The 22,206-nt window shown below is 61.2% G+C and carries 18 protein-coding genes, 1 other RNA gene and 1 pseudogene; 15 read left to right on the plus strand and 5 right to left on the minus strand.

All coding sequences use genetic code 11. The annotated features are described in order from the left end of the window. Positions 1–247 precede the first annotated feature (247 nt). Both I2H19_RS00470 and I2H19_RS00475 read right to left on the minus strand, forming a co-directional pair. Entirely contained in the window at positions 248–1,369 is a 1,122-nt protein-coding gene (locus I2H19_RS00470; protein ID WP_195620589.1) for an IS110 family RNA-guided transposase, read from the minus strand. Between the two features lie 176 nt (positions 1,370–1,545). Continuing rightward, positions 1,546–2,412, minus strand: a complete 867-nt coding sequence (locus I2H19_RS00475; protein WP_171021484.1) for an HAD family hydrolase — start codon at positions 2,410–2,412, stop codon at positions 1,546–1,548. A 207-nt stretch (positions 2,413–2,619) separates the two neighbouring features. Between I2H19_RS00475 and rpsA the strand changes: the two genes are divergently transcribed. The 3 genes from rpsA (at position 2,620) to I2H19_RS00490 (ending at position 5,339) form a co-directional block, all read left to right on the plus strand. Further along, positions 2,620–3,786: a 30S ribosomal protein S1 gene (gene rpsA / locus I2H19_RS00480; protein WP_022095232.1), complete on the plus strand. Its 1,167-nt coding sequence runs from the start codon at positions 2,620–2,622 to the stop codon at positions 3,784–3,786. A gap of 324 nt (positions 3,787–4,110) precedes the next feature. Further along, an RNA gene (gene rnpB, locus I2H19_RS00485) (RNase P RNA component class A) lies at positions 4,111–4,472 on the plus strand. 228 nt (positions 4,473–4,700) lie between these two features. After that, positions 4,701–5,339: a YigZ family protein gene (locus tag I2H19_RS00490; protein ID WP_192923900.1), complete on the plus strand. Its 639-nt coding sequence runs from the start codon at positions 4,701–4,703 to the stop codon at positions 5,337–5,339. A 67-nt stretch (positions 5,340–5,406) separates the two neighbouring features. Here the strand turns inward: I2H19_RS00490 and I2H19_RS00495 are convergent, their stop codons facing one another. Further along, positions 5,407–5,853 (minus strand): C-GCAxxG-C-C family protein, encoded by a 447-nt coding sequence (locus I2H19_RS00495; protein ID WP_229089678.1) that lies wholly within the window; start codon positions 5,851–5,853, stop codon positions 5,407–5,409. Positions 5,854–6,083: 230 nt separating this feature from the next. Here I2H19_RS00495 and I2H19_RS00500 point away from each other — a divergent pair, with 230 nt between their 5' ends. The 4 genes and pseudogenes from I2H19_RS00500 to I2H19_RS00515 all read left to right on the plus strand — a co-directional run. Next, positions 6,084–7,367, plus strand: coding sequence for an O-acetylhomoserine aminocarboxypropyltransferase/cysteine synthase family protein (locus I2H19_RS00500; RefSeq protein ID WP_195620594.1), 1,284 nt, complete (start codon positions 6,084–6,086; stop codon positions 7,365–7,367). Positions 7,368–7,508: 141 nt separating this feature from the next. After that, positions 7,509–8,813, plus strand: a complete 1,305-nt coding sequence (locus I2H19_RS00505) for an MFS transporter (RefSeq protein WP_195620595.1) — start codon at positions 7,509–7,511, stop codon at positions 8,811–8,813. 157 nt (positions 8,814–8,970) lie between these two features. Further along, the gene (locus I2H19_RS00510; protein ID WP_055286127.1) at positions 8,971–9,549 is read left to right on the plus strand and encodes a xanthine phosphoribosyltransferase; all 579 of its coding nucleotides are present in this window, start codon (positions 8,971–8,973) and stop codon (positions 9,547–9,549) included. Positions 9,550–9,701: 152 nt separating this feature from the next. Next, positions 9,702–10,013: pseudogene (locus I2H19_RS00515) on the plus strand (peptide chain release factor-like protein); the annotation flags it as partial. 86 nt (positions 10,014–10,099) lie between these two features. Here I2H19_RS00515 and I2H19_RS00520 read toward each other — a convergent pair. Together I2H19_RS00520 and I2H19_RS00525 are read right to left on the minus strand one after the other, a co-directional pair. Then, positions 10,100–11,062, minus strand: coding sequence for a diacylglycerol/lipid kinase family protein (locus tag I2H19_RS00520; RefSeq protein WP_195620596.1), 963 nt, complete (start codon positions 11,060–11,062; stop codon positions 10,100–10,102). An 87-nt stretch (positions 11,063–11,149) separates the two neighbouring features. Next, the gene (locus I2H19_RS00525) at positions 11,150–12,571 is read right to left on the minus strand and encodes a chloride channel protein (protein WP_195568198.1); all 1,422 of its coding nucleotides are present in this window, start codon (positions 12,569–12,571) and stop codon (positions 11,150–11,152) included. A 210-nt stretch (positions 12,572–12,781) separates the two neighbouring features. Between I2H19_RS00525 and I2H19_RS00530 the strand changes: the two genes are divergently transcribed. The 8 genes from I2H19_RS00530 to I2H19_RS00565 all read left to right on the plus strand — a co-directional run bounded on the left by I2H19_RS00530 (position 12,782) and on the right by I2H19_RS00565 (position 22,149). Beyond that, positions 12,782–14,044 carry a molybdopterin molybdotransferase MoeA gene (locus tag I2H19_RS00530; RefSeq protein ID WP_195568199.1) on the plus strand — a complete coding sequence of 421 codons (1,263 nt, stop codon included), beginning with the start codon at positions 12,782–12,784 and terminating at the stop codon, positions 14,042–14,044. A gap of 10 nt (positions 14,045–14,054) precedes the next feature. Further along, entirely contained in the window at positions 14,055–14,534 is a 480-nt protein-coding gene (locus I2H19_RS00535; RefSeq protein ID WP_118080408.1) for a MogA/MoaB family molybdenum cofactor biosynthesis protein, read from the plus strand. Positions 14,535–14,737: 203 nt separating this feature from the next. After that, positions 14,738–15,613: a molybdate ABC transporter substrate-binding protein gene (gene modA, locus I2H19_RS00540; RefSeq protein WP_195620598.1), complete on the plus strand. Its 876-nt coding sequence runs from the start codon at positions 14,738–14,740 to the stop codon at positions 15,611–15,613. Positions 15,614–15,681: 68 nt separating this feature from the next. Further along, positions 15,682–17,124 carry a molybdate ABC transporter permease subunit gene (gene modB / locus I2H19_RS00545; protein ID WP_238057264.1) on the plus strand — a complete coding sequence of 481 codons (1,443 nt, stop codon included), beginning with the start codon at positions 15,682–15,684 and terminating at the stop codon, positions 17,122–17,124. A 3-nt stretch (positions 17,125–17,127) separates the two neighbouring features. Further along, complete coding sequence (locus I2H19_RS00550) at positions 17,128–18,198, plus strand: sulfate/molybdate ABC transporter ATP-binding protein (RefSeq protein WP_195620603.1); 1,071 nt, start codon at positions 17,128–17,130, stop codon at positions 18,196–18,198. 429 nt (positions 18,199–18,627) lie between these two features. Next, the gene (locus I2H19_RS00555) at positions 18,628–19,911 is read left to right on the plus strand and encodes a double-cubane-cluster-containing anaerobic reductase (RefSeq protein WP_195568205.1); all 1,284 of its coding nucleotides are present in this window, start codon (positions 18,628–18,630) and stop codon (positions 19,909–19,911) included. A gap of 154 nt (positions 19,912–20,065) precedes the next feature. After that, positions 20,066–21,229: a double-cubane-cluster-containing anaerobic reductase gene (locus tag I2H19_RS00560; protein ID WP_195568207.1), complete on the plus strand. Its 1,164-nt coding sequence runs from the start codon at positions 20,066–20,068 to the stop codon at positions 21,227–21,229. A gap of 155 nt (positions 21,230–21,384) precedes the next feature. Continuing rightward, positions 21,385–22,149: an acyl-CoA dehydratase activase gene (locus I2H19_RS00565; RefSeq protein ID WP_195568208.1), complete on the plus strand. Its 765-nt coding sequence runs from the start codon at positions 21,385–21,387 to the stop codon at positions 22,147–22,149. Positions 22,150–22,206 lie beyond the last annotated feature (57 nt).

Genomic DNA, 22,206 nt, shown 5'->3' on the forward strand with positions numbered 1-22,206 from the left:
TGGCCCCGCCGACCGCTTGCAATCGGTCGGCGGGGCCTGCCGTTGAACCCGTCCCGGTCCGCCCCCGGCATGTCGTCGACGCCTTCGGCTCAGTCTCATATCCGCGGATACCGCTCCGGCGGCCCGCAATCCTCTCCTTCGGCGGGGCTCCCCAAGTCTGACTACGCGCATGCGGCCGCTGCCGCGCGCCCAGCGAAAGCGGGGGTATCCCCGAAGGCTGCCCGGCTCGCCGGGACGGGGGCTATGTCTATTCGGTTGCCTCCCGGCACATCGCGCCGAGGGCCCACAGCCACCTCACGAGCTCGGCGGCGGTGGCGGCGTTCGCCTTCGCCTGGGGCATGCCCCTGGCGAGCATCTCCTCGCGGCGCCGGAGCAGGCGCTCGGAACCCTTCCTCCCGTGCATCCTCACCTCGAGCGGGACGCCGCTGCCCTTGGGCATCAGCTTCGGTTGGTGGCTCGCCTGGACGTAGCTCCAGGACCCCTCGACGGCCAGCCTCCTGACGAGGGCGTTGCCGGCCCCGCTGATCCCGCCGAGGCGCACGGAGTCCGCGCTCGACCTCTGCTTCGGGGCGAGGCCGAAGTAGGCCGTCACCTGCCTGCCGGAGCGGAACCTCGAGAAGTCGCCGACCTCGGACGCGAAGGCGGCGGCGAGCGCGAAGCCGCACCCCTTGATCGACTGGAGCGCCTCGACCTCCGCCGAGAGGGGGCCCGCCGCGACGGCGGCCCTGTACTCGGCGAGGAGGTCGTCGCGCGTCTCGGCGGCCGCCTCGACCTCGTTCCTCAGCGCCGCCAGCGCCCGGATGCCGCCGTCGTCGGCGGGCCGGACCTTGTCGAGCCACCTGAGGAAGTCGTACGTCCAGTACCTCCGGGGGTTTCCGGCCGGCGTCGTGCCGCCGTAGGCGTAGCCACGGCGGGCTAGGAACGCCAGGAGCCGCTGCTTCGCCGCCGCGAGCCTCGCGGTCGCCGCGTCGTGGGCCCCGGCGAGGTCCCTGAGCCCCTCGATCTCGGGGGACGGCACCCATACCGGGGAGATATCGTGCGACAGTATCGCCTTGGCCATCCTGGCCGCGTCGTTGCGGTCGTTCTTGGACGAGAGGTCGGCCGCCGACCTCGGGACCCTGGAGACGGCCGCGACGACGCAGTCGACGCCGAGCCCGGAGAGCTCCCTCTGCGGGGCGAAGCCGAGGTAGCCGCTCTCGTAGGCGGCGAGCGACGGGCCGGGGAAGCCCGACATCCACTCCGCGACCTCGCCCCAGGGGTTGCCGCGGAACCTCCTCGTCACGGCCTCGCCCGTCTCCGCGTCGAGCGCGCAGACGGTGGTGGACCTGAGGTGTACGTCCATTCCGAAGGCGGTAGAATATCTAGGCACGGGAGCCTCCCAACCTCGTTGCGGCGCGGCTGCGCCTCTGGCACTTCAACAACATTGTCGCAGCCCCGACCCGCGGTCACGAGCGGGGGCTCCTGTCGTTTCCGTGCCCCTGGATTGGGTCATAGTGTCTGACTTGTGCTCAACCTGCGGCGATATTTGGTTTGGAGCGAGGGGTCCTACGACAGTTCGTCGGCTACTTGGTGTTCGTAGAAGGCTTCGATTACGGCGTTAAAGTCGCGGGCGAAGTCTTCCATGGTTCCGCGCCAGGTGGCTCGGCCGGGTTTTCCCTGGCCAACATAGGCAGTTTGAATGCCGCAGGCGGGACTGGGGAAGTCGCGCTTGGGATCGTTGCCCACCATAAGGACCTCGTGTGGCTCGAGCCCCATCACCTGAAGCTGCTCTAGATAGTAGGTGGCATCGGGCTTGCAGCGGGTGGCGTTTCCCATGTGCGTCACGAGTTCAAAGGGGGCGTCGGCCAGGTCGCCCCAACCCATGCGGCACTCGATGGCCCCCTGGGGAAAGCTGGGGTTGGTAAAGAGCGCGCAGCGCAGCCCTGCGTCCTGTACGGCCTGGAGCGCGGCGTGTGCGCCCGGCATGGCGTGGGCGTTAATGATATCGTCGTTCTTGTACGGAAGAACTTCGCGGTCATAGTAGGTAAACGCCTCGTAGATGAGGGGATCGGAGAGGCAGATCCCGCATCGGCGCTCGACCTCTTCTTGGTAAAACTCAAGATTGGTGCGGTTGTCCGTGCCGCTGCGGCGATTGGCGTTGAGGTCGACCAGGATGGTGCCGAGGCGCGCCATCGTGCCACCGCGGCTGCGGCGCCCGATATCCGCGAGCATCGAAGAGACATCCTTAAAATAGCGAAGGATGAACGCGTTGAGGTTGATGCTGAGAAGCGTTTCGTCCATATCGAAAACGACTGCTTTGAGCACGCGGGCACCTTTCTCGAAAAATCGATCTAGAATCGTTGGCTCCGGATACTTTACCCCAAAGCCGAATGCCTGGCTGGTTATCGTCAAGTTGCGGAGACGTGTGTTCATAAGATTACGAAAAAGTCTCCACACGAGTAAAAAATCGCAGTTCACGCTTGAAATCGAACTCATTTCCCCGTAACCTATACGAACGTGATTGCATAAGCGTCACATTAGTATCTGTCGGCTCCCGAGTGTTCCTAAACGTTGTGTGCTTGTCGCACCCTTCTGTAGGTCCTAGCAATCGGGGCCCCGTAGTTCGAAAGGGGTCCACCTTTGAGTGAGATTCAGAACTCGTCCATTTTCTCTCTTGACGATGTCAACGAGGAGGAGATGAACAACCTCATCGACGGTACGATTACCGACTTTGATGAGGGCGATCTCGTTAACGGCACTGTCGTTAAGATCGAGCATGACGAGGTGCTCGTTGACATCGGATTCAAGTCCGAGGGCGTTATCCCGGTCCGCGAGCTGTCCATCCGCAAGGACGCTAACCCTGCAGACATCGTTGCACTCGGTGATCCCATCGAGGCTCTGGTACTCCAGAAGGAGGACAAGGACGGTCGTCTGGTCCTGTCCAAGAAGCGTGCCGAGTACGAGCGTGCTTGGAACCGCATCGAGGAGAAGTTCAACTCCGGCGAGAACGTCGAGGGCGAGGTTATCGAGGTTGTCAAGGGCGGCCTGATCCTCGACATCGGCCTGCGTGGCTTCCTGCCCGCCTCCCTCGTCGACCTCCGTCGCGTCAAGGACCTCACCTCCTACATGGGCACCCGCATCGAGGCCCGCGTCATCGAGATGGACCGCAACCGCAACAACGTCGTCCTCTCCCGTCGCGTCGTGCTCGAGGAGTCCCGTAAGGCCGAGCGCTCCGAGATCCTGTCCAAGCTCAAGTCTGGCATGCGTCTCCAGGGCACCGTTTCCTCCATCGTCGACTTCGGCGCCTTCGTCGACCTCGGTGGTATCGACGGCCTCATCCACATTTCCGAGCTCTCCTGGAACCACGTCAACCATCCTTCCGAGGTTGTCAAGGTCGGCCAGGAGGTCGAGGTCGAGGTTCTCGACGTCGACCTCAACCGCGAGCGCATCTCCCTGGGTCTCAAGCAGACCACCGAGGATCCGTGGCGCGCACTGGTCAAGAAGTACCCCGTCGGCGCTATCGTCGAGGGCACTGTGACCAAGCTTGTCCCGTTCGGCGCTTTCGTCGATCTGGGCGAGGGCATCGAGGGCCTGGTGCACATCTCCGAGATGGCCAACAAGCACGTCGATCAGCCTTCTCAGGTCACCCACGTGGGCGACAAGGTTCAGGTCAAGGTCATGGAGATCGACCTCGACCGTCGTCGTATCTCCCTGTCCATGAAGTCCGCTGCTGAGACTCTGGGCGTCGAGATCGAGGTTACCCCGCTGCCTTCCGAGAAGAAGGACGAGGAGACCGACGCCGAGTAAATCGGTTTGACGATCACTTGTTTTAAGGGATCCGTCCGCAATGGACGGGTCCCTTTTTGCATTTGGTGCCGAGATGCGCGATGCTGCCCGGGCTGTCCACAGGCTATTGGGTTGTCAGTGCATGAAAAATGCCGACATCCCGCCTCGGGGAGGAGGCGGGAACACACCGAGTAGACGGAGGGGTGTGGAGCGCGGTCGCGTCTCGACTGACGACGTTGCCCATCGACAGGACCATTGTAGCGCATGGCGGTTCTTGGTTTATCGTGTCGAGCGTTTGCGTTGTGCCATTGCCTGCGGCAACGGTGTGTTACACTCTTGCACTGCTGAGTGGGCCAGACGGTCGCGCGATGTGCTGCTTGCAGCACGCGTGAGGAAAGTCCGGGCTCCAGAGGGCGGGATGCCGGCTAACGGCCGGGCGGAGTGATCCGACGGAAAGCGCCGCAGAAAAGAAGACTCCCACCTGCGCCGCAAGGCGTAAAGGGAAAAGCTGAAACGGTGGTGTAAGAGACCACCAGCGTCGTGGTAACACGGCGGCTTGGCAAGCCCCATCCGGAGCAAGCGCGAATAGGAACGCTATGGGCCGGCCCGGTCCGCGTTCGGGTAGCGTGCGTGGAACTGCACGGTAACGTGCAGACAAGATAAATGACCGTTCACGACAGAACCCGGCTTATCGGCCCACTCAGCACTTTGTTGACGCTGCGAACCCGTCAGCGCGGCAATCTGCCTTTCAAGCCTTCGGGCATGACCATAAGGTCAATGCCCTTGTCTTTCAAGGCACATTGCTCGCGCTGACGGGTTCTCGCTGTTGGTGACGGTATCATTGGCGTTTCCGTTCTTGTTGGCGAGGTCAACGGTGCTGTCTTTGCCGTATTATTGAGGCTGTTTGTTGCTGCGCTTTATTTTGTTGAGGGGCTTTGTTGGACAGCTATTTTACTCTGCAATCGAATATTGAGGTTTCGGGCGAATTTGTGGACCGCAAGAGCCGGTTTATTGCCCAGCTGGTCCATATTGAGTCCGAGGATGAGGCGAATGCCTTTATCGAGACCGTTCGCAAACGTCATTACGACGCTCGACACAATGTTCCCGCGTGGATTTTGGTCGATGGACGCGAGCGTCAAAGCGATGACGGTGAGCCGAGCCGCACGAGCGGTATGCCGACGCTCGAGGTGTTGCGCGGCGCGGGGCTCAAAAATGTTTGCTGCGTAGTGACGCGCTATTTTGGTGGCACGCTGTTGGGGCCTGGTGGCTTGGTACGCGCCTATACCGCGGCGACGCAAGCGGCGGTGGCCGCGGCTCGGGAGGCCGGGCAGATCGTCGAGATGACGAGCGTCGTGCCTGTTGACGTGCATGTGGCCTATCCGCAGTACGAGCAGGTGCTTCGCTTGGCGCAGGATTCGGGTGCCAAGGTTTCGGATACCGATTACGCGGATGCCGTGACACTTCACTTGGTGTTTAAGGCGGGGGAGCAGGAGTCTTTTTGCGCCAGGATGCGCGAGCTTATGGCGGGGCGCGAGGAGATCGAGGTCGGTGCTCCCGTATTTGCCGAGTTCTAACGGCGACGGCCGGCGTGCTTTTGGATGGATCCCAAGCGCGCCGGCCGTCGTTTTTCTGTGCTGCCGTTTACTCGGCGAGCTGCTTTAGTACATCACAGGCGATTTCGACGGCATCGTCGATGCAGCCGGGGCAGCTGCGAAGCGGACCCTTGTCCGATCCGATGCCCTTGAGCGTGCCGCAGACGGTCGTCGTGTTCTTCTCGCCAAAACGCTTGGCGATTTCGCGCGACAGCTTGTAGGTCTGGCCCTTGGTCTTGGGGTTTTCCATGCCGTCGCTCATCACGAAGCCCATGATGGCCACGGCGCCCGAGATGGCGCCGCAGGTTTCGGTCATGCCGCCCATGCCGGCACCAAAGCCCTCGGTGAGGGTAAAGGCGATCTGGGGGTCGAGTCCGACGGCAGGCGCGAGGGTGCAGGCGACGGCTTGGGCGCAGTTAAAGCCGCGGGCGTGGTATTCGGCAGCCTGAGCCTGACAGGCGTTGATGTCGAGCTGGGCCGTATCGATTTGCTTCATCGTTGTCTCCTTGGTTACGGTGTACTCGCCTATGGTACCCGTGACGGTGCATGTAATCATCGAGAGCTTCATGTATGCCTCATTTTTATCTATCGAGCAAATGCCCAAGGCTTGAGATAAAACCCTTGATTAATTAGTCCCATAACCTACCTTTGGGATGGGTTGAGAGGGGTGCAGGGTAGCGGTATCGTGAACCGAATAAAACTAAAACCCAGGCAAGGGAGCAAGATATGAGCGAGCAGACTATCGGTACCACATGTGTTCAGGGCGGCTACCGCCCGGGTGACGCGGAGCCGCGCCAGGTGCCTATCTACCAGTCCACCACGTGGAAGTATGATACGTCCGAGCATATGGGCAAGCTGTTTGACCTGGAGGAGTCCGGTTACTTCTACAGCCGCCTGCAGAACCCCACGTGCGATCTGGTTGCTGCCAAGATCTGCGAGATGGAGGGCGGCACCGCCGCGATGCTCACGAGCTCGGGCATGGCTGCGAACTTCCTCGCCATCTTTAACGTCGCCGGTGCCGGTGATCACGTGGTTGCGTGCTCTGCCATCTACGGCGGCACCTACAACCTGCTGGCTCACACTATGGGCCGCATGGGCCTGACCTGCACGTTCGTCGCACCCGACTGCACCGATGAGGAGCTGGAGGCCGCTTTCCAGCCCAACACCAAGCTCGTCTTTGGCGAGACCATCGCTAACCCCGCGCTTGCCGTGCTCGATATTGAGCGCTTTGCCAAGGCCGCGCACGACCACGGCGTGCCGCTGATGGTCGACAACACCTTCCCGACGCCCGTGATGTGCCGTCCCTTTGAGTGGGGCGCCGACATCGTCACGCATTCCACCACCAAGTACATGGATGGTCACGCGGCCTACCTGGGCGGCGTGATCGTTGATCACGGTCAGTTTGACTGGATGGCCCATGCGGACAAGTTCCCGGGTCTCACCACGCCCGACGAGAGCTACCACGGCGTGACCTATGCCGAGAAGTTCGGCCGCGAGGGCGCCTTTATTACCAAGGCTACCGCGCAGCTCATGCGCGACCTCGGCCCCATGCAGAACCCGCAGGCGGCGTTCTTCCTGAACAGCTCGCTCGAGAGCCTGCACGTGCGTATGCCGCGCCATTGCGAGAACGGTCTGGCGGTCGCCAAGTTCCTGCAGGGCCACCCCAAAGTGCGCTTCGTGAGCTATCCGGGCCTAGAGGGCGACAAGTACTACGACATGGCTCAGAAGTACATGCCCAACGGTACCTGCGGCGTCGTGAGCTTTGGCTTTACCGGTGGTCGTGCGGCGGCCGAGACCTTTATGAAGAGTCTTAAGCTCGCCCAGATTGCCACGCACGTGGCCGATGCCCGCACCTGCTGCCTGCACCCGGCAAACGCCACCCATCGCCAGATGAACGACGAGGAGCTCATCGCCTGCGGCATCTCCGCCGATATGGTGCGCCTGTCGTGCGGCCTTGAGGATACGGCCGATTTGATTGCCGACCTTGAGCAGGCACTCGAGCAGTGCTAGGCTAGCGTGCGTGCGAGGCGTGGGACGGCTTTTCGGCTGACGACGTCCTCATAGTTCCGATTCCGTAGGCGGGACCCCGATCGTGTCCGTTTGTAGGCGATTGGGGTCCCTTTTTTGCGTTGCACGATAGAAAGGATATACATGGAGAAAACTGCCGAGCAGCTGCGCCGCGAACACATTGCCCTAGAGGGCGACACCCACGGTAAGAATAAATGGGCGATTCTGTTCACCGTGCTCGTCATGACCTTTATGGTGTGTTTGGATTCGACCGTCGTGACCGTGGCGCTGCCCGTGATGCAAAAGGAGCTGGGCGTGGGCCTCGATCGCATTCAGCTGGTGAGCTCGGTGTACCTGCTTGCGACATGCGTGGCTATGTTGCCGTTTGGCCGTCTGGGTGACGTGCGCGGCAAGGTGAATGTGTTCCAGCTGGGTGTCATCGTCTTTTCGGTCGGTTCGCTGCTGTGCGGCCTTTCGGCCTCGCTCGAGGTTCTTATCCTGGCACGCATTGTTCAGGGCGTCGGTTGCGCGGCGGCCATGGCTAACAACATGGGTATCATCACCGAGTCGTTTCCGGCGCGCGAACGAGGCCGTGCTATGGGTATTCTCGCGACCTTTGTGGCCCTCGGCATGATGTGTGGCCCCGTGCTCGGCGGCATGCTGGTGGCAAGCTTTCCTTGGGAGAGCATCTTCCTCATCAACCTGCCCATTGGCGTCATCTCGTTTATCGTGGGGCTCTACACGCTGCCGCATGTAAAGCCGGAGGCCGGCGAGCGCCCCATGTCGCTGGCGGAGGCCGCGCGTCGCTGCTTTGCAAATTCGGCCTTCACCATCAACCTTGCCTGCATGCTCATCGTGTTCGTTGGTATTGGCGCATCCGAGTTTATCCTGCCGTTCTATTTTCAGGACGCCCACGGCTTTGGTTCCGACATTTCCGGATTGCTGTTTTTGGCGCTGCCGATGGTGAATGCCTTTATCGGCCCGCTTTCGGGTGCGGTTTCGGACCGTGTTGGCTGCGAGGGTCCCACGGCGGTCGGCCTGGGCGTGTACGTGTGCGGGCTCTTTGCGGTAAGTACGCTCGACGAGCACTCTTCCATCCCTGTGATTGTGTGCTGTGCCGCGTTTATGTCGTGCGGTACGTCGATTTTCCAGAGCCCCAACAACTCGCTGTATATGGGCTCGGCTCCGCGCGAAGCGCTCGGCTTTGCGGGCAGCCTGGGTAGTTTGGCACGCTACGCCGGCATGGCGCTCGGCATTACGGCGGCGTCGCATATCCTGTATGGGCAGATGAGCGTGGCAATGGGCGAGGCCGTGACCAGTTTTGTTACAGGTCGTCCGGACGTATTCCTATTCGGCTTTCGCTCGGTGTTCTACGTACTCATGGCTGTGGCCGCCGTGGGCTTTGCGCTTGCCATGGTGCGTTTGGTGAAGATGCGCGCCCGCCATTAGCATGTTGGGAGGCTGTCTGCCACGATTCGCGCCGTCCCAAAAAGACTGGTTTGTGGTGCGATGTGGCTTGTGGGGCGGGCGGGGGTCGGTCCGTGGTAGACTATCGAACAACGTTTATTAATCGCGCGGTATCGTTGCCGCGAGAAGGGGTTGCGCCATGCAGGAGCTTGAGGATCGTATTCGCCATGACGGCATCGTAAAGGCCGGTAACGTCCTTAAGGTTGATGCCTTCCTCAACCACCAGTGCGACGTTGAGCTGTTCGACCACATGGGCGCCGAATGGGCCCGTCTGTTCGAGGGTGTCGAGATCAACAAGATCCTGACGATTGAGGCTTCGGGTATTGGTATGGCCTGCATCGCAGCTCAGCATTTTGGCGGCGTGCCGGTGGTCTTTGCAAAGAAGGCCCAGTCCATCAACCTTGACGGCGAGCAGTATGCCACGACCATCTACTCCTTTACCAAGCAGAAGGAGTACCCGGTCATTGTCGGCAAGCGCTTTCTGTCCGAGGGCGATAAGGTCCTGATTATCGACGACTTCCTGGCCAACGGCTGCGCGCTTGAGGGCCTTATTAAGATCTGCGAGGCTGCGGGCGCCGAAGTTGCCGGCATTGGCATTGCCGTTGAGAAGGGCTTCCAGGGCGGCGGCGATAAGCTCCGTAAGCGCGGCTTCCGCGTTGAGAGCTTGGCCCGTATCGCCGATATGGACTGCGAGAACGGCGAGATCACCTTCGCCTAAGCGCGCAACATAAGCGATTGGTATGCGATGTGACAAAGGGACTGTCCCTTTGTCACATTTTTTGTATGAGGGGAGGTGTTGATATGGACGAGAACAAGATGGGCTGGCGCGAGTATGCGCGCTTTGCCGAGATGTCGGTTGAGGAGCTGGCGCGCGATTGCGAGGTACAGGTGTTTCGCGCGACGGGTCCGGGTGGGCAGGGCGTGAACACGACGGACTCTGCGGTGCGCATGAAACATGGGCCCACGGGGATTGTCGTGACGGCGCGTGAGAGCCGCAGCCAGTTTCAGAATCGCGCGAGCTGCCTGCGTAAGCTGCGCGCTGAGCTTGAGCGTCGCGGGCGTCCACCGCGTCGACGCGTAAAGACCAAGGTGCCTCAGCGCTCTCGCCAGCGCAGGCTTAATGACAAGCACTTCAACGCCATTAAAAAGGCCAACCGTCGCAAGCCGGGCGGGGAGGAATAGCCTCCTCGTAAGTTGCGGTGAAATAGGGACTGTTTATGCAGCTAAAGCCGTAAGACAGTCCCTATTTCACCGCAACTTAGGTGGGGTTAGCGGGTGGGGTGCCAGACCTCGAGGGCGCCGGCGAGGATGTCGACCTCGATGCGTGAGGCGACAACGGGCTCGCCGTCGGCCTGGATGGGGTAGTCGGGCTCCTCCAAGGTGAGCGCGGCATGGCGGCATCGGCGCATGCGAACCGGTGGCAACTTGGTATGGTGGCCGTCCTTAGCCGAAAGAAACATAGGCAGGGCAACCGCGCGAGGGACGGGGCCGCAGGCGTAGCAGACGTCGAGCATGCCGTCGCAGGGGTCGGCATCGGGGCAGATACGATAGCCCGAGCCATACGTGGGGCCCAGCTGAATCGCCATGATGATCGCCCTCACGCGCTCGGCGGGCGCGTCGTCAAAGCTGGCTGTCATGGGGTAATTGCGATAGCGTAGGCCAAACTGCTCAAGTCCCGAGAGGGTGTAGAGCGGAGTGCCGGCGAGACCCGTCTTTTTGCGCAGCTCGGTGGTGCCCAGGCCGATGGCGGCATCGATGCCGATCGAAAGCGTCTGGTCGTAGTACTCAACGGAAGCCTCGCCGCTACCGCTTGCGGGGTTCCATGAGCGAATGCGCCCGATGTCCTGACGCTGCAGCTCGCAGGAGAGCAGCGCGCCAAAATCCTTACCGGAGAAATCGTCGATGCCGAGTGTTTGGGCAAAATCGTTGCCGGAGCCCACGGGTAGGATGGCGAGAGCGGGGCGGACCGCCTCATCCTGCGTCATAAGCCCGTTGACGACCTCGTGAATCACGCCGTCGCCGCCAAGGGCGATAACGGTGCGATAGCCCTGAGCCTGTGCGGCAAGCTCCTTGGCGTGTCCCATGCGCTCGGTTAGCACCAGGTCAAACTGGGATGCGCGTGCAGTCATGTCCATAAAGCGTTGCAGGCGCTCGGCAACTTCGCGCGCCGCACCCAACTGGGCGGCTGGGTTGGCGATGATGAGCGTGAGGCCAAAATCAGTTGCGTGCATGGGGCGACTCCCGGCGTATGACGTGACGGTGCGGTCGCGCTCAGGTCGAATTGCCCCCGATTGTGGCTGCACGTCGAATACTTACGTCTACTCTATCAGGTCGTTGTGGCGCTCGATAGCATCCGCTACCGTACCGCCCTCATCTACAATAAGCGAACGGCGCTTGGGCGAGATAATGCGCTGGGCGGGGTACACGCCGCGGTGTCCGGCGGTTAGGTAGCTGATAAAGGCCACGATGACAAAGAACCCGGCAGCCGTGCCGTGGAACAGGTCGATGGCCATCATACAGGTGGTGATAGGCACGTTAAGGCCGGCGCAGAACACGCCGAGCATGCCCAGCGCTGCCAGAAAGCTGGGATCGATTCCGACGAGGCAACCTATCCAGCCGCCGAGCGCCGCACCGATGCCAAACAGGGGCGTGACCTCGCCGCCTTGGAAGCCCGCGCCCAGGGTAAGCGCTGTGACGACCAACTTGATGGCTGCGTCCGCCAGGGTGGTGTTGCCGGCAAATCCGGCGCCGGAAAGCCACGTGGAAAGGCCGGCGTAGTTCCAGGCGTCGAGGAGGGCATAGGCGGCCAAAACCACGAGTGCGCCGATGAGTGCGCGAACGAGGTAATTGGTGATAAAGCGACCGTAGAGGCTCTTGACGGTTCGAACCGACCAGGCAAAGAGGCGTGCCGTCAGACCGAAGATAATTGCGCTGATAACAACGATGACGACCGTTTTGGGCGTCATAGCGGGAACGCTGGCGATAACATTCGCCTCGTACTCGGTTCCCAAGGCAAGCGACGAAAAGTAGCCGGTAAACGAGGCGACCAGGCAGTAGATGCCCGCGGTGTAGTCGATTTTGCCGATAAAGCACATCTCCATGCCAAAGAAAGCTCCGGCAAGGGGCGAGCCGAATACGGCGCCAAAGGCCGACGAGATGCCGGCGAGCATGAGGTCGTGGTGGTCATGCTTTTTGAGGTGGGCGAGGCTCGAGATGTTGCTGGCGATGGTGCCGCCAATCTGCACCGCAGCCCCCTCGCGACCGGCCGATCCGCCGGTGAGGTGCGTGAGCGTGGAGCAGACGAAGGTGAGAACGGCCATGCGCATATGGATAAGGCGTGTGCCCAGGGCGGAGTCGATGACCAGATTGTTACCTCGTTTGGCGGCAAGGCCGTGGTTTTTGTACACCCATGCGGTGGCAACGCCCGCAACGGGAAGCAACGCGTAAATCCACACGTGGTGCTCGCGATAATCGGTCGCGATATTCAGCGAGGCCAAAAATGCCCAAGCGGCAACACCCATGGCGAGCGAGACGATGACGACGAGTGCGAGCAACTTGGCGCTCGCGAGTAGGTTGCGGACGTTGCGGCGCGTGTCGGCAGCCAAGAGATGCTCGGAGCGGGTGAGCTGATGCCTGCCTGCCATGATGACGTCGTTCAGGGAGAAAAAACCGCCATCGTCGAGCGGCTGGGGATGATCCTGCGCTTCGTTTGCGCTTTCGGGTTTGTCGTTATGAGCCATACGTTCCTCTTTTAGGTTGCAACGCAAGCATTATAAAACGCGGTAAACGCGACGAGCCGGTGGGTTGGTTTCCATTCTGTTTCGCGGCCTGCAACCGACAGGTGTATTTGCGGGTTCAGGCCGAGTCGCGGCCATGCGTCGGGGGATTATACTGAGGCAAGCATAAAGAATCGGCGTCCTTGTTGTGCGCCGTGGCATTAAGAGGTGCATATGGCAGAGAAACTCATTCCGCTGGAGGACGCGCAGTCGATTGTCCTGTCGCACGTTGCTCCGACCGATCTCGTCGAGATTCCCGTGTGGCAGGCGGCTGGTTTTCCCTTGGCCGAGGATGCGGTGGCCGATATCGACATTTCGCCGTTTGCCAACAGCGCTATGGACGGGTATGCCGTGCGCGCAGCCGATCTTGCTGCGGCCACCGGTGACACTCCGGTGACGCTCTCCGTCGTAGGACATGAGGCAGCGGGCCATGTCTTTGAGGGCGTGGTCGGCGCGGGCGAGACGGTCCGCATTATGACAGGCGCGCCAGTACCCGAAGGTGCCGATGCCGTGGTGAAGTACGAGATCGTCGACGTACTCGATGGCGATGGCAACGAGGGCTCGCACGTTCGCTTCTCGGCGCCTGCCAAGGTAGGGGAGAACGTTCGCTCGGCTGCCGAGGAGGCCCATGCCGGCGATGTTGTGATGCACGCCGGCGAGGTCGTGGCTCCGGCCGGCGCCGGCTTGCTGGCAAGCGCCGGATACGCGAGCGTGAAGGTGCACGCTGCCCCGCGCGTGGGCATCATTTCGCTGGGCACGGAACTGGTCGCACCGAGTAGGGTACCGGCACGCGGTCAGATTCGCGATTCCAACTCCTCGGCGCTGATGGCCGAGGCGCTCGATGTAGGAGCCGAGCCCGTGTTCTACGGCATCGCTCCCGATGATGAACAGGCGATTGCCGAGCTCGTACATCGTGCCGTGCAGGAGTGCGATTTTGTCATTACGAGCGGTGGCGCCTCGGCGGGCGATTACGACTATGTGACGGCGCTGGTCAAGCGCGAGGGCGAGGTTCTGTTCGATCGGATCTCGATGCGTCCCGGCAAGGCCATTACGTTTGGCTTGCTCGGGGGTAAGCCTTACCTGGGGCTTTCAGGCAATCCGGCCGCGGCGTATGTGGGCTTCGAGATGCTCGCCCGCCCGGCGATTCGTAAGATGCGCGGCTTTGCCGAGGGCGCGCGTCCCGTGCAGCAGGCGACGCTCACGCACGGTGTGAAAAAGCGCCAGGACCGACGCTTCTTCGATCGCGCCACGGTTTTGCGCGACCCCGAGACCGGTGAGCTGTTGGTGACCGAGGCCAAGACGCAGAATTCGGCGCTGCTCGGCACGATGCAGCGGGCCAACTGCCTGCTGCGTATTGACGAAGGACCGTGCGAGCTCAAGGCGGGAGATGTCGTGGACGTCGTGCGTGTCGACCTGCCTGAGGGAACGGTGCTATAGGAGGATCGCTATGGAGTTGAAGATTTCGATTGTGACGTGCTCGGATACGCGCGATCTTGCCCAGGACGAGGCTGGAGCCGCACTCGAGGAACTTATCGAGGCGCAGGGCTGGACGGTCGCCTCACATGTGGTCGTGCGCGATGACGTCAGCGAGATTGGTGATGCCATTGTGGAAGCCGCCGATGAGTGCCACGCCAATGTCGTGCTCACCTGCGGCGGCACGGGGCTTTCGATGCGCGATGTGACGCCCGAGGCGACGCGTGCCGTCTGCGACCGCGATGTGCCGGGTATTGCAGAGGCAATTCGTGCGTACTCGATGACCAAGACGCGCCGCGCTATGCTCTCGCGTGCTATTTGCATGCAACGAGGTCATACACTTGTCGTAAACTTTCCCGGTTCCACGAAGGCCGCCCGCGAAAGCTGGGAGGCCATAGCGGACCAGCTGGAGCACGCGGCTCAGATGACAGCGGGCGGCGGACATACCAACTAAGCTATTTACCTGCGGTGGGGCGACCTTATCGGTCGCTCCGCTTTTGTTTTCCGCCGAATCGACGCCGAGGTGTACGGTAACTCGAAACTATATTCTCTAGCGAGAATAATTTCTCACTACCATTATTCGCACGGAAGTATAATCTGATTGCAGATTAAAGCCTGCGGCGGGGTGCCCGGGCATAGCGTTCGAAAGGGTTGAACATGTTCGATATGGTTTCTCGCCGCGGATTCGTCTCGCTCTCTGCTGCCGTCGCTGCCGGCCTTGGTCTTGCCGGCTGCTCGGACAACAAGACGTCCGAGCCGGCCGGATCCGATGCCGGCTCCGCCAAGGCCTCTTCCAAGAAGGAAACCGTCGAACTGCAGGTCTTTGCCGCCAACTCCCTCGAGAAGGCCCTTCCCGAGGTCCAGGAGCTCTACACCGACCAGACCGGCACCACCTTCGCCGACACGCAGTTCAAAGCGTCCGGCGACCTTGTCGAGCAGATGCGCGCCGGTGCCGCCGTCGACGTGCTCATCACCGCTTCCAAGGGCACCATGGATGACGCTGAGACCGCCGAACTCGTCGACGCCGACACGCGTGAGGACATGTTCGTCAACGACCTCGTGATCATTCGCGCCGAGGGCTCCGACGCCAAGGTCGAGGCCATCGCCGACGTCGCGAACCTGGACGGCAAGATTGCCATTGGCGACGCCAAGACCGTTCCCGCCGGCAAGTATGCCAACCAGGCCCTGGCCTCCGTGGGCCTCTACACCGGCACCGAGGGCGACGATGGCGAGTATGCGCCCGAACTCGCCGACAAGGTGGCCCTGGCCGATAAGGTCGGCACCGCTGCCGCCTACGTCTCTACGGGCGACTGCGTGGCCGGTTTTGTCTACAGCTCCGATATCTTCCGCTACGACGGCATCGAGGAGGCCTTCGTGTGCCCCGAGGATTCGCACAAGCCCATCGTGTATCCGGGTGCCGTTGCCGAGAGCTCCGAGCATGCCGACGAGGCCAAGGCGTTCATCGACTTCTGTCTGACCAACAAGAAGGCTCAGAAGATTTGGGCTAAGTACGGCTTTGAGCTTTCCGCGTAGTGCGGCTTGGCGCGATAATTCCATCGTTTTGTGTTTCACTCCGTCCTTGTATTCGCTTGGAGCTTTTCGTGCTTAATAGATTCCGCATGCTTGTCACCTGTGCTTTGACCTTTGCGCTTTGCTGGGTGCCGGGATTTGCGTTTGCTGGGGATGCTGAGGACGGGGCCCAGGTTGCTGCGACCGCTCATGGGCTTTCCTATGGGATCGAGGGTTTTGAGCGGCTGGCCAAGGGGACCGCTCGTGCCATGGAGGGCCAGCCTGAGGGCTACCGGTTTCCCGTTGACGAGGACGTGGACCTTGTGGTGGCGCCTGCTGCCGATCGCGTTGTTGTGTGGATATCGCCCAAGGCGGTCGAGAAGTATGGATTTGATCCGCAGGACAACGAGTGCGTATCGGGTCTCAAAGCCCTCGTCTGTGAGCTCGACAGCGCAAACTGCATGGGAGGTGCGCAGCTAGGGGACGTGGATCTTCCTTGGTATGTCACGGCGGAAACAACGTTTGATGCCGGCGGGTATACCTATGGCTTTGACGAGCGCGGTGCGGATGGGGACCGTTATGTGGTGATTGCATCAGCCTCGGGTGATGCCAAGGGCGGCGCGCGTTGGCTTGATAGCGCTCAAATGGTAGAAGCGTCGTCTGTCGTGTTGCGGGATGAGCGGGGGCCCTTGACCTCTCTGGCCTCCTTATTGGGCGGCATCGACTACCGACCGTTTTGGGTGTCTATTAAAACGAGTGGCCTTGCCCTGCTGATCTCCTTTGCACTGGGCCTGTTCGCCGCGTGGAAGACTATGGGTACCTCGAGCCGCGTGAAGGGTTTGCTCGATTCGGTCTTTACGATTCCCATGGTGCTGCCGCCCACGGTCTGCGGCTTTCTGCTGCTTATGCTGTTTGGCCGCTTGACCGGGGTGGGCCAGTGGCTCATTGCGCACGGCATCTCGATTGTCTTTACGTGGCCCGCGGCGGTGATCTCTGCCGTGGTGGTGTCGTTCCCGCTCGTCTATCGTACGGCACTCGGAGCCTTCGAGAGTCTCGACACGCAGATGCTCGATGCGGCGCGCACGCTGGGCTGGTCCGAGCGTCGCATCTTCACCAAGCTTATGATGCCGCTTGGCTGGCCCTCGATTGCCGCCGGCACGGTGCTCGCCTTTGCCCGTGCGATGGGCGAGTTTGGCTGCACCCTGTTCTTTGCGGGCAACTACGCCGGCATTACCCAGACCATCCCCATCGCCATTTACTTTGAGTGGATGGGCGGCAACACCTCGGTGGCCCTCTTTTGGGTCGCCGTCGTGATCGTGTTTAGTTTCCTGGTCATCCTGTTCATCAACATGTACACGGCGCATTCGCAAAAGTATCGCGAACGGGGCCTTTCCCGTGCGGAGCGCAAGCAGGCCAAAGAGTTTGCCGGACAGGGCGATTCGCTCGATCCGGCGGGCGGCGATGCCTTGCGTATCGATCGCGAGGCGCTGGCCGAGCTCATGCGCGATGATGCTGCGCCGCAGGGAGGTCTATAGGTCATGTCACTCGTTCTGGATATCAAAAAGCGTTATCCCGGGTTTATGCTCGACATGCAGCTTGAGGCCGGCGAGGAGCGCGTGGCCTTGCTCGGTGCCTCCGGATGTGGCAAGAGCTGCACGCTGCGCTGCATTGCCGGCGTGGAGACGCCCGACGAGGGCAAGATCGTCGTCAACGGCGTGACCTTTTTTGACTCGGCGGCTGGCATCAACCTGTCACCCCAGGAGCGAAAATGCGCCCTGTTGTTCCAAAACTATCAGCTGTTTCCCAACATGACGGTGGCCGATAACGTATGCGCCGGTGTAAAGGATGCTGGCGACGCCGCCGCGCGCAAAAAGCTCGCCGAGCGCTATCTGGGCATTTTCGGTCTGGCCGATTTTGTCGATCGCTACCCCGCGCGACTCTCGGGCGGGCAGCAGCAACGCGTGGCGCTTGCCCGTATGGTGGCGGCGCATCCGGGCATTTTTATGTTCGACGAGCCCATGAGCGCACTCGATGCGTATCTCAAGAGCGCGCTTGAGCAAAACATGCTCGACCTGTTCGACGTCTGCAACCGTACCGTGCTCTACGTGAGCCACGACATCGACGAAGCGTGCCGCCTGTGTCAGCGCATCTGCGTGATGCACGACGGGCATGTGGAGGAGATCGGCTCCATCGAGGACGTGGTCCGTCGTCCGCAGACGCTGGCGGCACTGCGCCTGACGGGCTGCAAGAATACGAGCCGCGCGCGCAAGATCGGCGACGAAGAAGTTGAGGCCCTCGACTGGGGCATGACCTTTAATGTGGGCCGTGAGGTTCGAGATGACGTGGCGTACCTCGGTATTCGTGCGAGCTACTTCCATGTTGACAATCGCGCGGAGCGGGGCCGTAACAGCTACGATTTGCACGTGGCTCGTGTGAGCGATTCGCGCTTTGAGCGGCTGGTGCTGCTGGACGTGCCGCGCGTCGATGCGCCCACGCGTCTGCAGTGGAAGGTCAACAAGGTGGGCGTGCCTGTCGACGAGCTGCCGCAAGCAGGCGAGACGCTACGCATGCACTTCGATGCGAGTAAGATCCATTTGGTTTGTCGATAGCGCCGGGTAATGCCGTCGGGGATATAAGCCTCGGCGGCTTTGTCTTGCCGTTCGCCGAATGATGGATGACAAACTCTTATCAACACAGATAATAAATTATTAAACGACGGCACACGACGCTGTCGTACGCATGTCGGCGGTGTTCGTCTGGACGACAACCGTTGATATAGTTACCTTCGACGAGAAAAGGAGGGTGCGCCGGTGCTGCAGATGACATATTCGCGTCGCGTTGCCGCGCGCGCCCTGTATATGGCTCGGAGCCGCATATGAGCAGGTATGTTCACGGCTCCGGGAGAGACGACGCACAACTAAATAATCAGCTGCAAAGCGGGTTCCCCAAAATTCCGGGTTTGAGCGCGGCTGGGTTTTCGCCACCCACCGTGCAGGAATACCGTAGCTATTCATTTTTGGTTCGAGAGGGGAACCGTCATGGCTGAAGAATTTGATTTCCATCCGATGTGGGAGAGCCTCGGCATGAATCTTGCCGACCACGACATGCTGCTGGGCGCCGTGGGTCAGATGTACGGCGACATGTTCCTGACGCAGAACAATCGCCCCAAGTCCACGTCCTACCTGGATTTTGTCGCCACCAACATCCATAGCGGCCGTATTAAGGAGATGCTCGACAAGAAGGAGGCCGGCGAGGCCACCAAGATCGTCGGTTCGTTCTGTGTGTACGTGCCCGAGGAGATCGTGCTTGCCTGCGACGGCATCCCCGTGGGCCTGTGCTCGGGTGCCGATTGGGCAACCGATAAGGTCGAGGAGCACCTGCCGCGCAACACCTGCCCGCTTATCAAGAGCTTTGCCGGCTTTAAGCTGGGCGAGGTCTGCCCCTATATCGAGTCGAGCGACCTGGTGGTAGGCGAGAACACCTGCGATGGCAAGAAGAAAGCTTACGAGTTCTTTGCCACGCAAAAGAACATGTACGTCATGGATATTCCCAACGTACACGACGAGTCGACGCTCGTGACCTGGAAGGCCGAGGTTAAAAAGCTTGCCGCCAAGATCGAGGAAGAGTGTGACGTCAAGATTACGCCTGAGCGTCTGAAGACCGCCATCCGCGCCGTCAATGAGAAGCGTCGCGCCCTGCAGCGCCTCGCTGCCACGCGCACTGCCGACCCGGTGCCTATCAGCGGTCTCGATAGCCTGCTGACCGTGCAGGCAGCCTTTATGGACGACACGCCGCGTCTGACCGGAGCCATTAACGATATGGCGGCTGAGTGCGAGCAGCGTGTTGAGACCGGCGAGGGCGTGGCGCCCAAGGGGACCAAGCGCATCCTGTACACCGGCACGCCCATGGCCGTGCCCAACTGGAAGCTGTTCAACCTCATCGAGAAGGCCGGCGGCGTTGTGGTAGGCGAGGAGTCCTGCACGGGCTCGCGCTACTACAAGGACCTGGTCGACGAGTCCGGCGAGACGGTCGACGAGATGCTCGACGCCATCGCCGAGCGCTACTTTAAGATCAACTGCGCTGTCTTTACGCCCAACGACCAGCGTATGAAGGACATTGTCCAGATGGCCAAGGACCTGCATGCAGACGGTATCGTCGACGTGGCCCTGCAGTTCTGCACGCTCTACGAGATGGAGTCGTTTGCCGTGGAGAAGGCTGCCGAGGAGGCCGGCATTCCGTTTATGCACATCACGACCGACTACGCCGGCGAGGATGCAGGCCAGCTACAAACCAGGATTGAGGCTTTCTTGGAAACCATTTAGGGCTATCCGTCCCGGCGGCTTTCCCGGACACCCGATCTTGCCGTTCAAACCGTCGCTTGCGTGTCAAAGTACGCGGCGCTCCTCTTTCACGGCAACCTCGGGCACCTGGGAAAGCCGTTTCCTTGGTTGGCTAAAAGGTTTGTTAAGGAGTTATATGTCGGAAAATATTGAGCAGCCATTGCCGTCCACGTTTGAGGAGTTCAACGAGCAGCGCAAGGCGGCGTTTATTCGCGTCAAGGATTACAAACAGGCCGGCAATCGCCTGGTCGGCTTTTTGTGCAGCTATACGCCGCTCGAGATTATCGACGCCGCGGGCGCTGCAAGTGTGGCCTTGTGCGGCACGTCCGATGAGGTGATTCCCGAGGCCGAGAAGGTGCTGCCGGCAAACCTCTGCCCGCTCATCAAGTCGACCTACGGCTTTGCCTACTCGCAAAAGTGTCCGTTTACGTACTTTAGCGACATGATCATCGGCGAGACCACCTGCGACGGCAAAAAGAAGATGTACGAGTTGCTCAACGAGCTCAAGCGCACGCACATTCTGCATCTTCCGCAGGGTCGCGATCGTGCCTACGAGCGTGAAAGCTGGTACGAGGAGTGCCGCCTGCTCAAGGAGGAGCTCGAGGGCTTCTACGGCATTACGATTACTGATGACGACCTGCGCGCCGCCGTCCGTCGCCGCAATCGCCTGCGTGCGGCGCAGCTCGATATGTTCGCGCTTCAGGCCAACCAGCCTGCGGCCATGAGTGGCGTTGACCTGATGAGCACTATGTTTGCCGGTACGTTCAGCTTTGATATCGAGGCCTATACGCAGCAGCTGGAGCAAAAGGTCGCCAAGCTGCGCGAGGCCTACGATGCGGGCGAGCGCCCGGTTGCGGCGGATGCCAAGCGCATTCTGATCACCGGTTGCCCGGTGGGCGGCGTGATCAACAAGATCGGCCGTACTATCGAGTCCAACGGCGGTGTGGTCGTGTGTATGGACGACTGCTCGGGCGAGCGCACGGCGGCCATGATGATCGACCCGGAGGCTCCCGATATCCTGCGCGCCATCGCCGACCGCTACCTGGACATCAACTGCTCGGTCATGACGCCCAACGTCGGTCGTATGGAAAATACGCTGGCCATGTGCGAGAAGTATCACGTTGATGGCGTGGTCGAAAACGTGCTCCAGGCCTGCCACACCTTTAACGTGGAGAGTGCTCGCATGCAGGAGGCTGTCGAGAGCGCGGGTATTGCGTATATGAAGATCGAGACCGACTACAGCAACGGCGACATGGGTCAGATCGAGACTCGCATCGCCGCCTTCATCGAAACCCTCTAGCTTTCTCAGGCACCGGATCTTGCCCCTCAAACCGTCGCTTGCGTACCCAAAGTACGCTGCGCTCCTCTTTCGGGGCAATCTCCGGCACCTGAGAAACCTAGAGCTAAGGCGCCTGAACGCGCCGCTACCTTTGATGTTTAGATTGGGAAAGAGCCATGATAGGGATCGGGATCGATATCGGGTCTACTGCGGCTAAGGCTGCTGTGGTCAATGGGGAGGGTTCGGTGGCGTGGACGTGCGTGCAGCCAACCGGGTTTTCCTCGGTCGATGCGGCCGAGCGCCTGCGCGGTGAGCTCGCTGCAGCCGGCTATGACGTGACGGCTGAAGATGCTCGCGTGGTCGCGACTGGCTACGGTCGTGTCGCCGTGCCCTATGCGCACAAGGTCGTGACCGAGATTACCTGCCACGGTACCGGTGCCGTGCTCCTGTTTGGTGACCACGGTACCGTGATCGACGTGGGCGGCCAGGACACCAAGGTCATTCAGCTTAAAGGCGGCCGCGTGGCCAAGTTTGCCATGAACGACAAGTGCGCCGCCGGCACGGGGCGCTTTCTGGAGATCATGGCCGACCGCCTGGGCATTACCCAGCAGCAGATGGCCGACCTTGCGCGTTCCGGTGAGCCCACCAAGATATCCAGCATGTGCACGGTCTTTGCCGAAAGCGAGGTCATCAGCCTGATCGGTCGCGGTGAGCCGCGCGAGAACATTGCGCGCGGCGTGATCGACAGCGTGGTCTCGCGCGTGGCCACTATGGCCGGGCAGGCAGCGGGCGCCCCGTACTATCTGACCGGTGGCCTGTGCGAGAACGCCTTCGTGGTGGAGCGGTTGGGCGAGCTACTGGGGTCGCCGGTGACCACCTCGCCCCAGGCTCGCTTTGCCGGAGCGATCGGCGCGGCCATTCGAGCCCAGGCGCTCATGTAAGGGGCGGTGTCATTCGCCGTCCGCTCTCGGCGCCGCCATGCGTATACTGGGAGGAAC

The organism is Collinsella aerofaciens, assembly GCF_015560135.1.
In the GTDB taxonomy this organism is placed as follows: domain Bacteria; phylum Actinomycetota; class Coriobacteriia; order Coriobacteriales; family Coriobacteriaceae; genus Collinsella; species Collinsella aerofaciens_AN.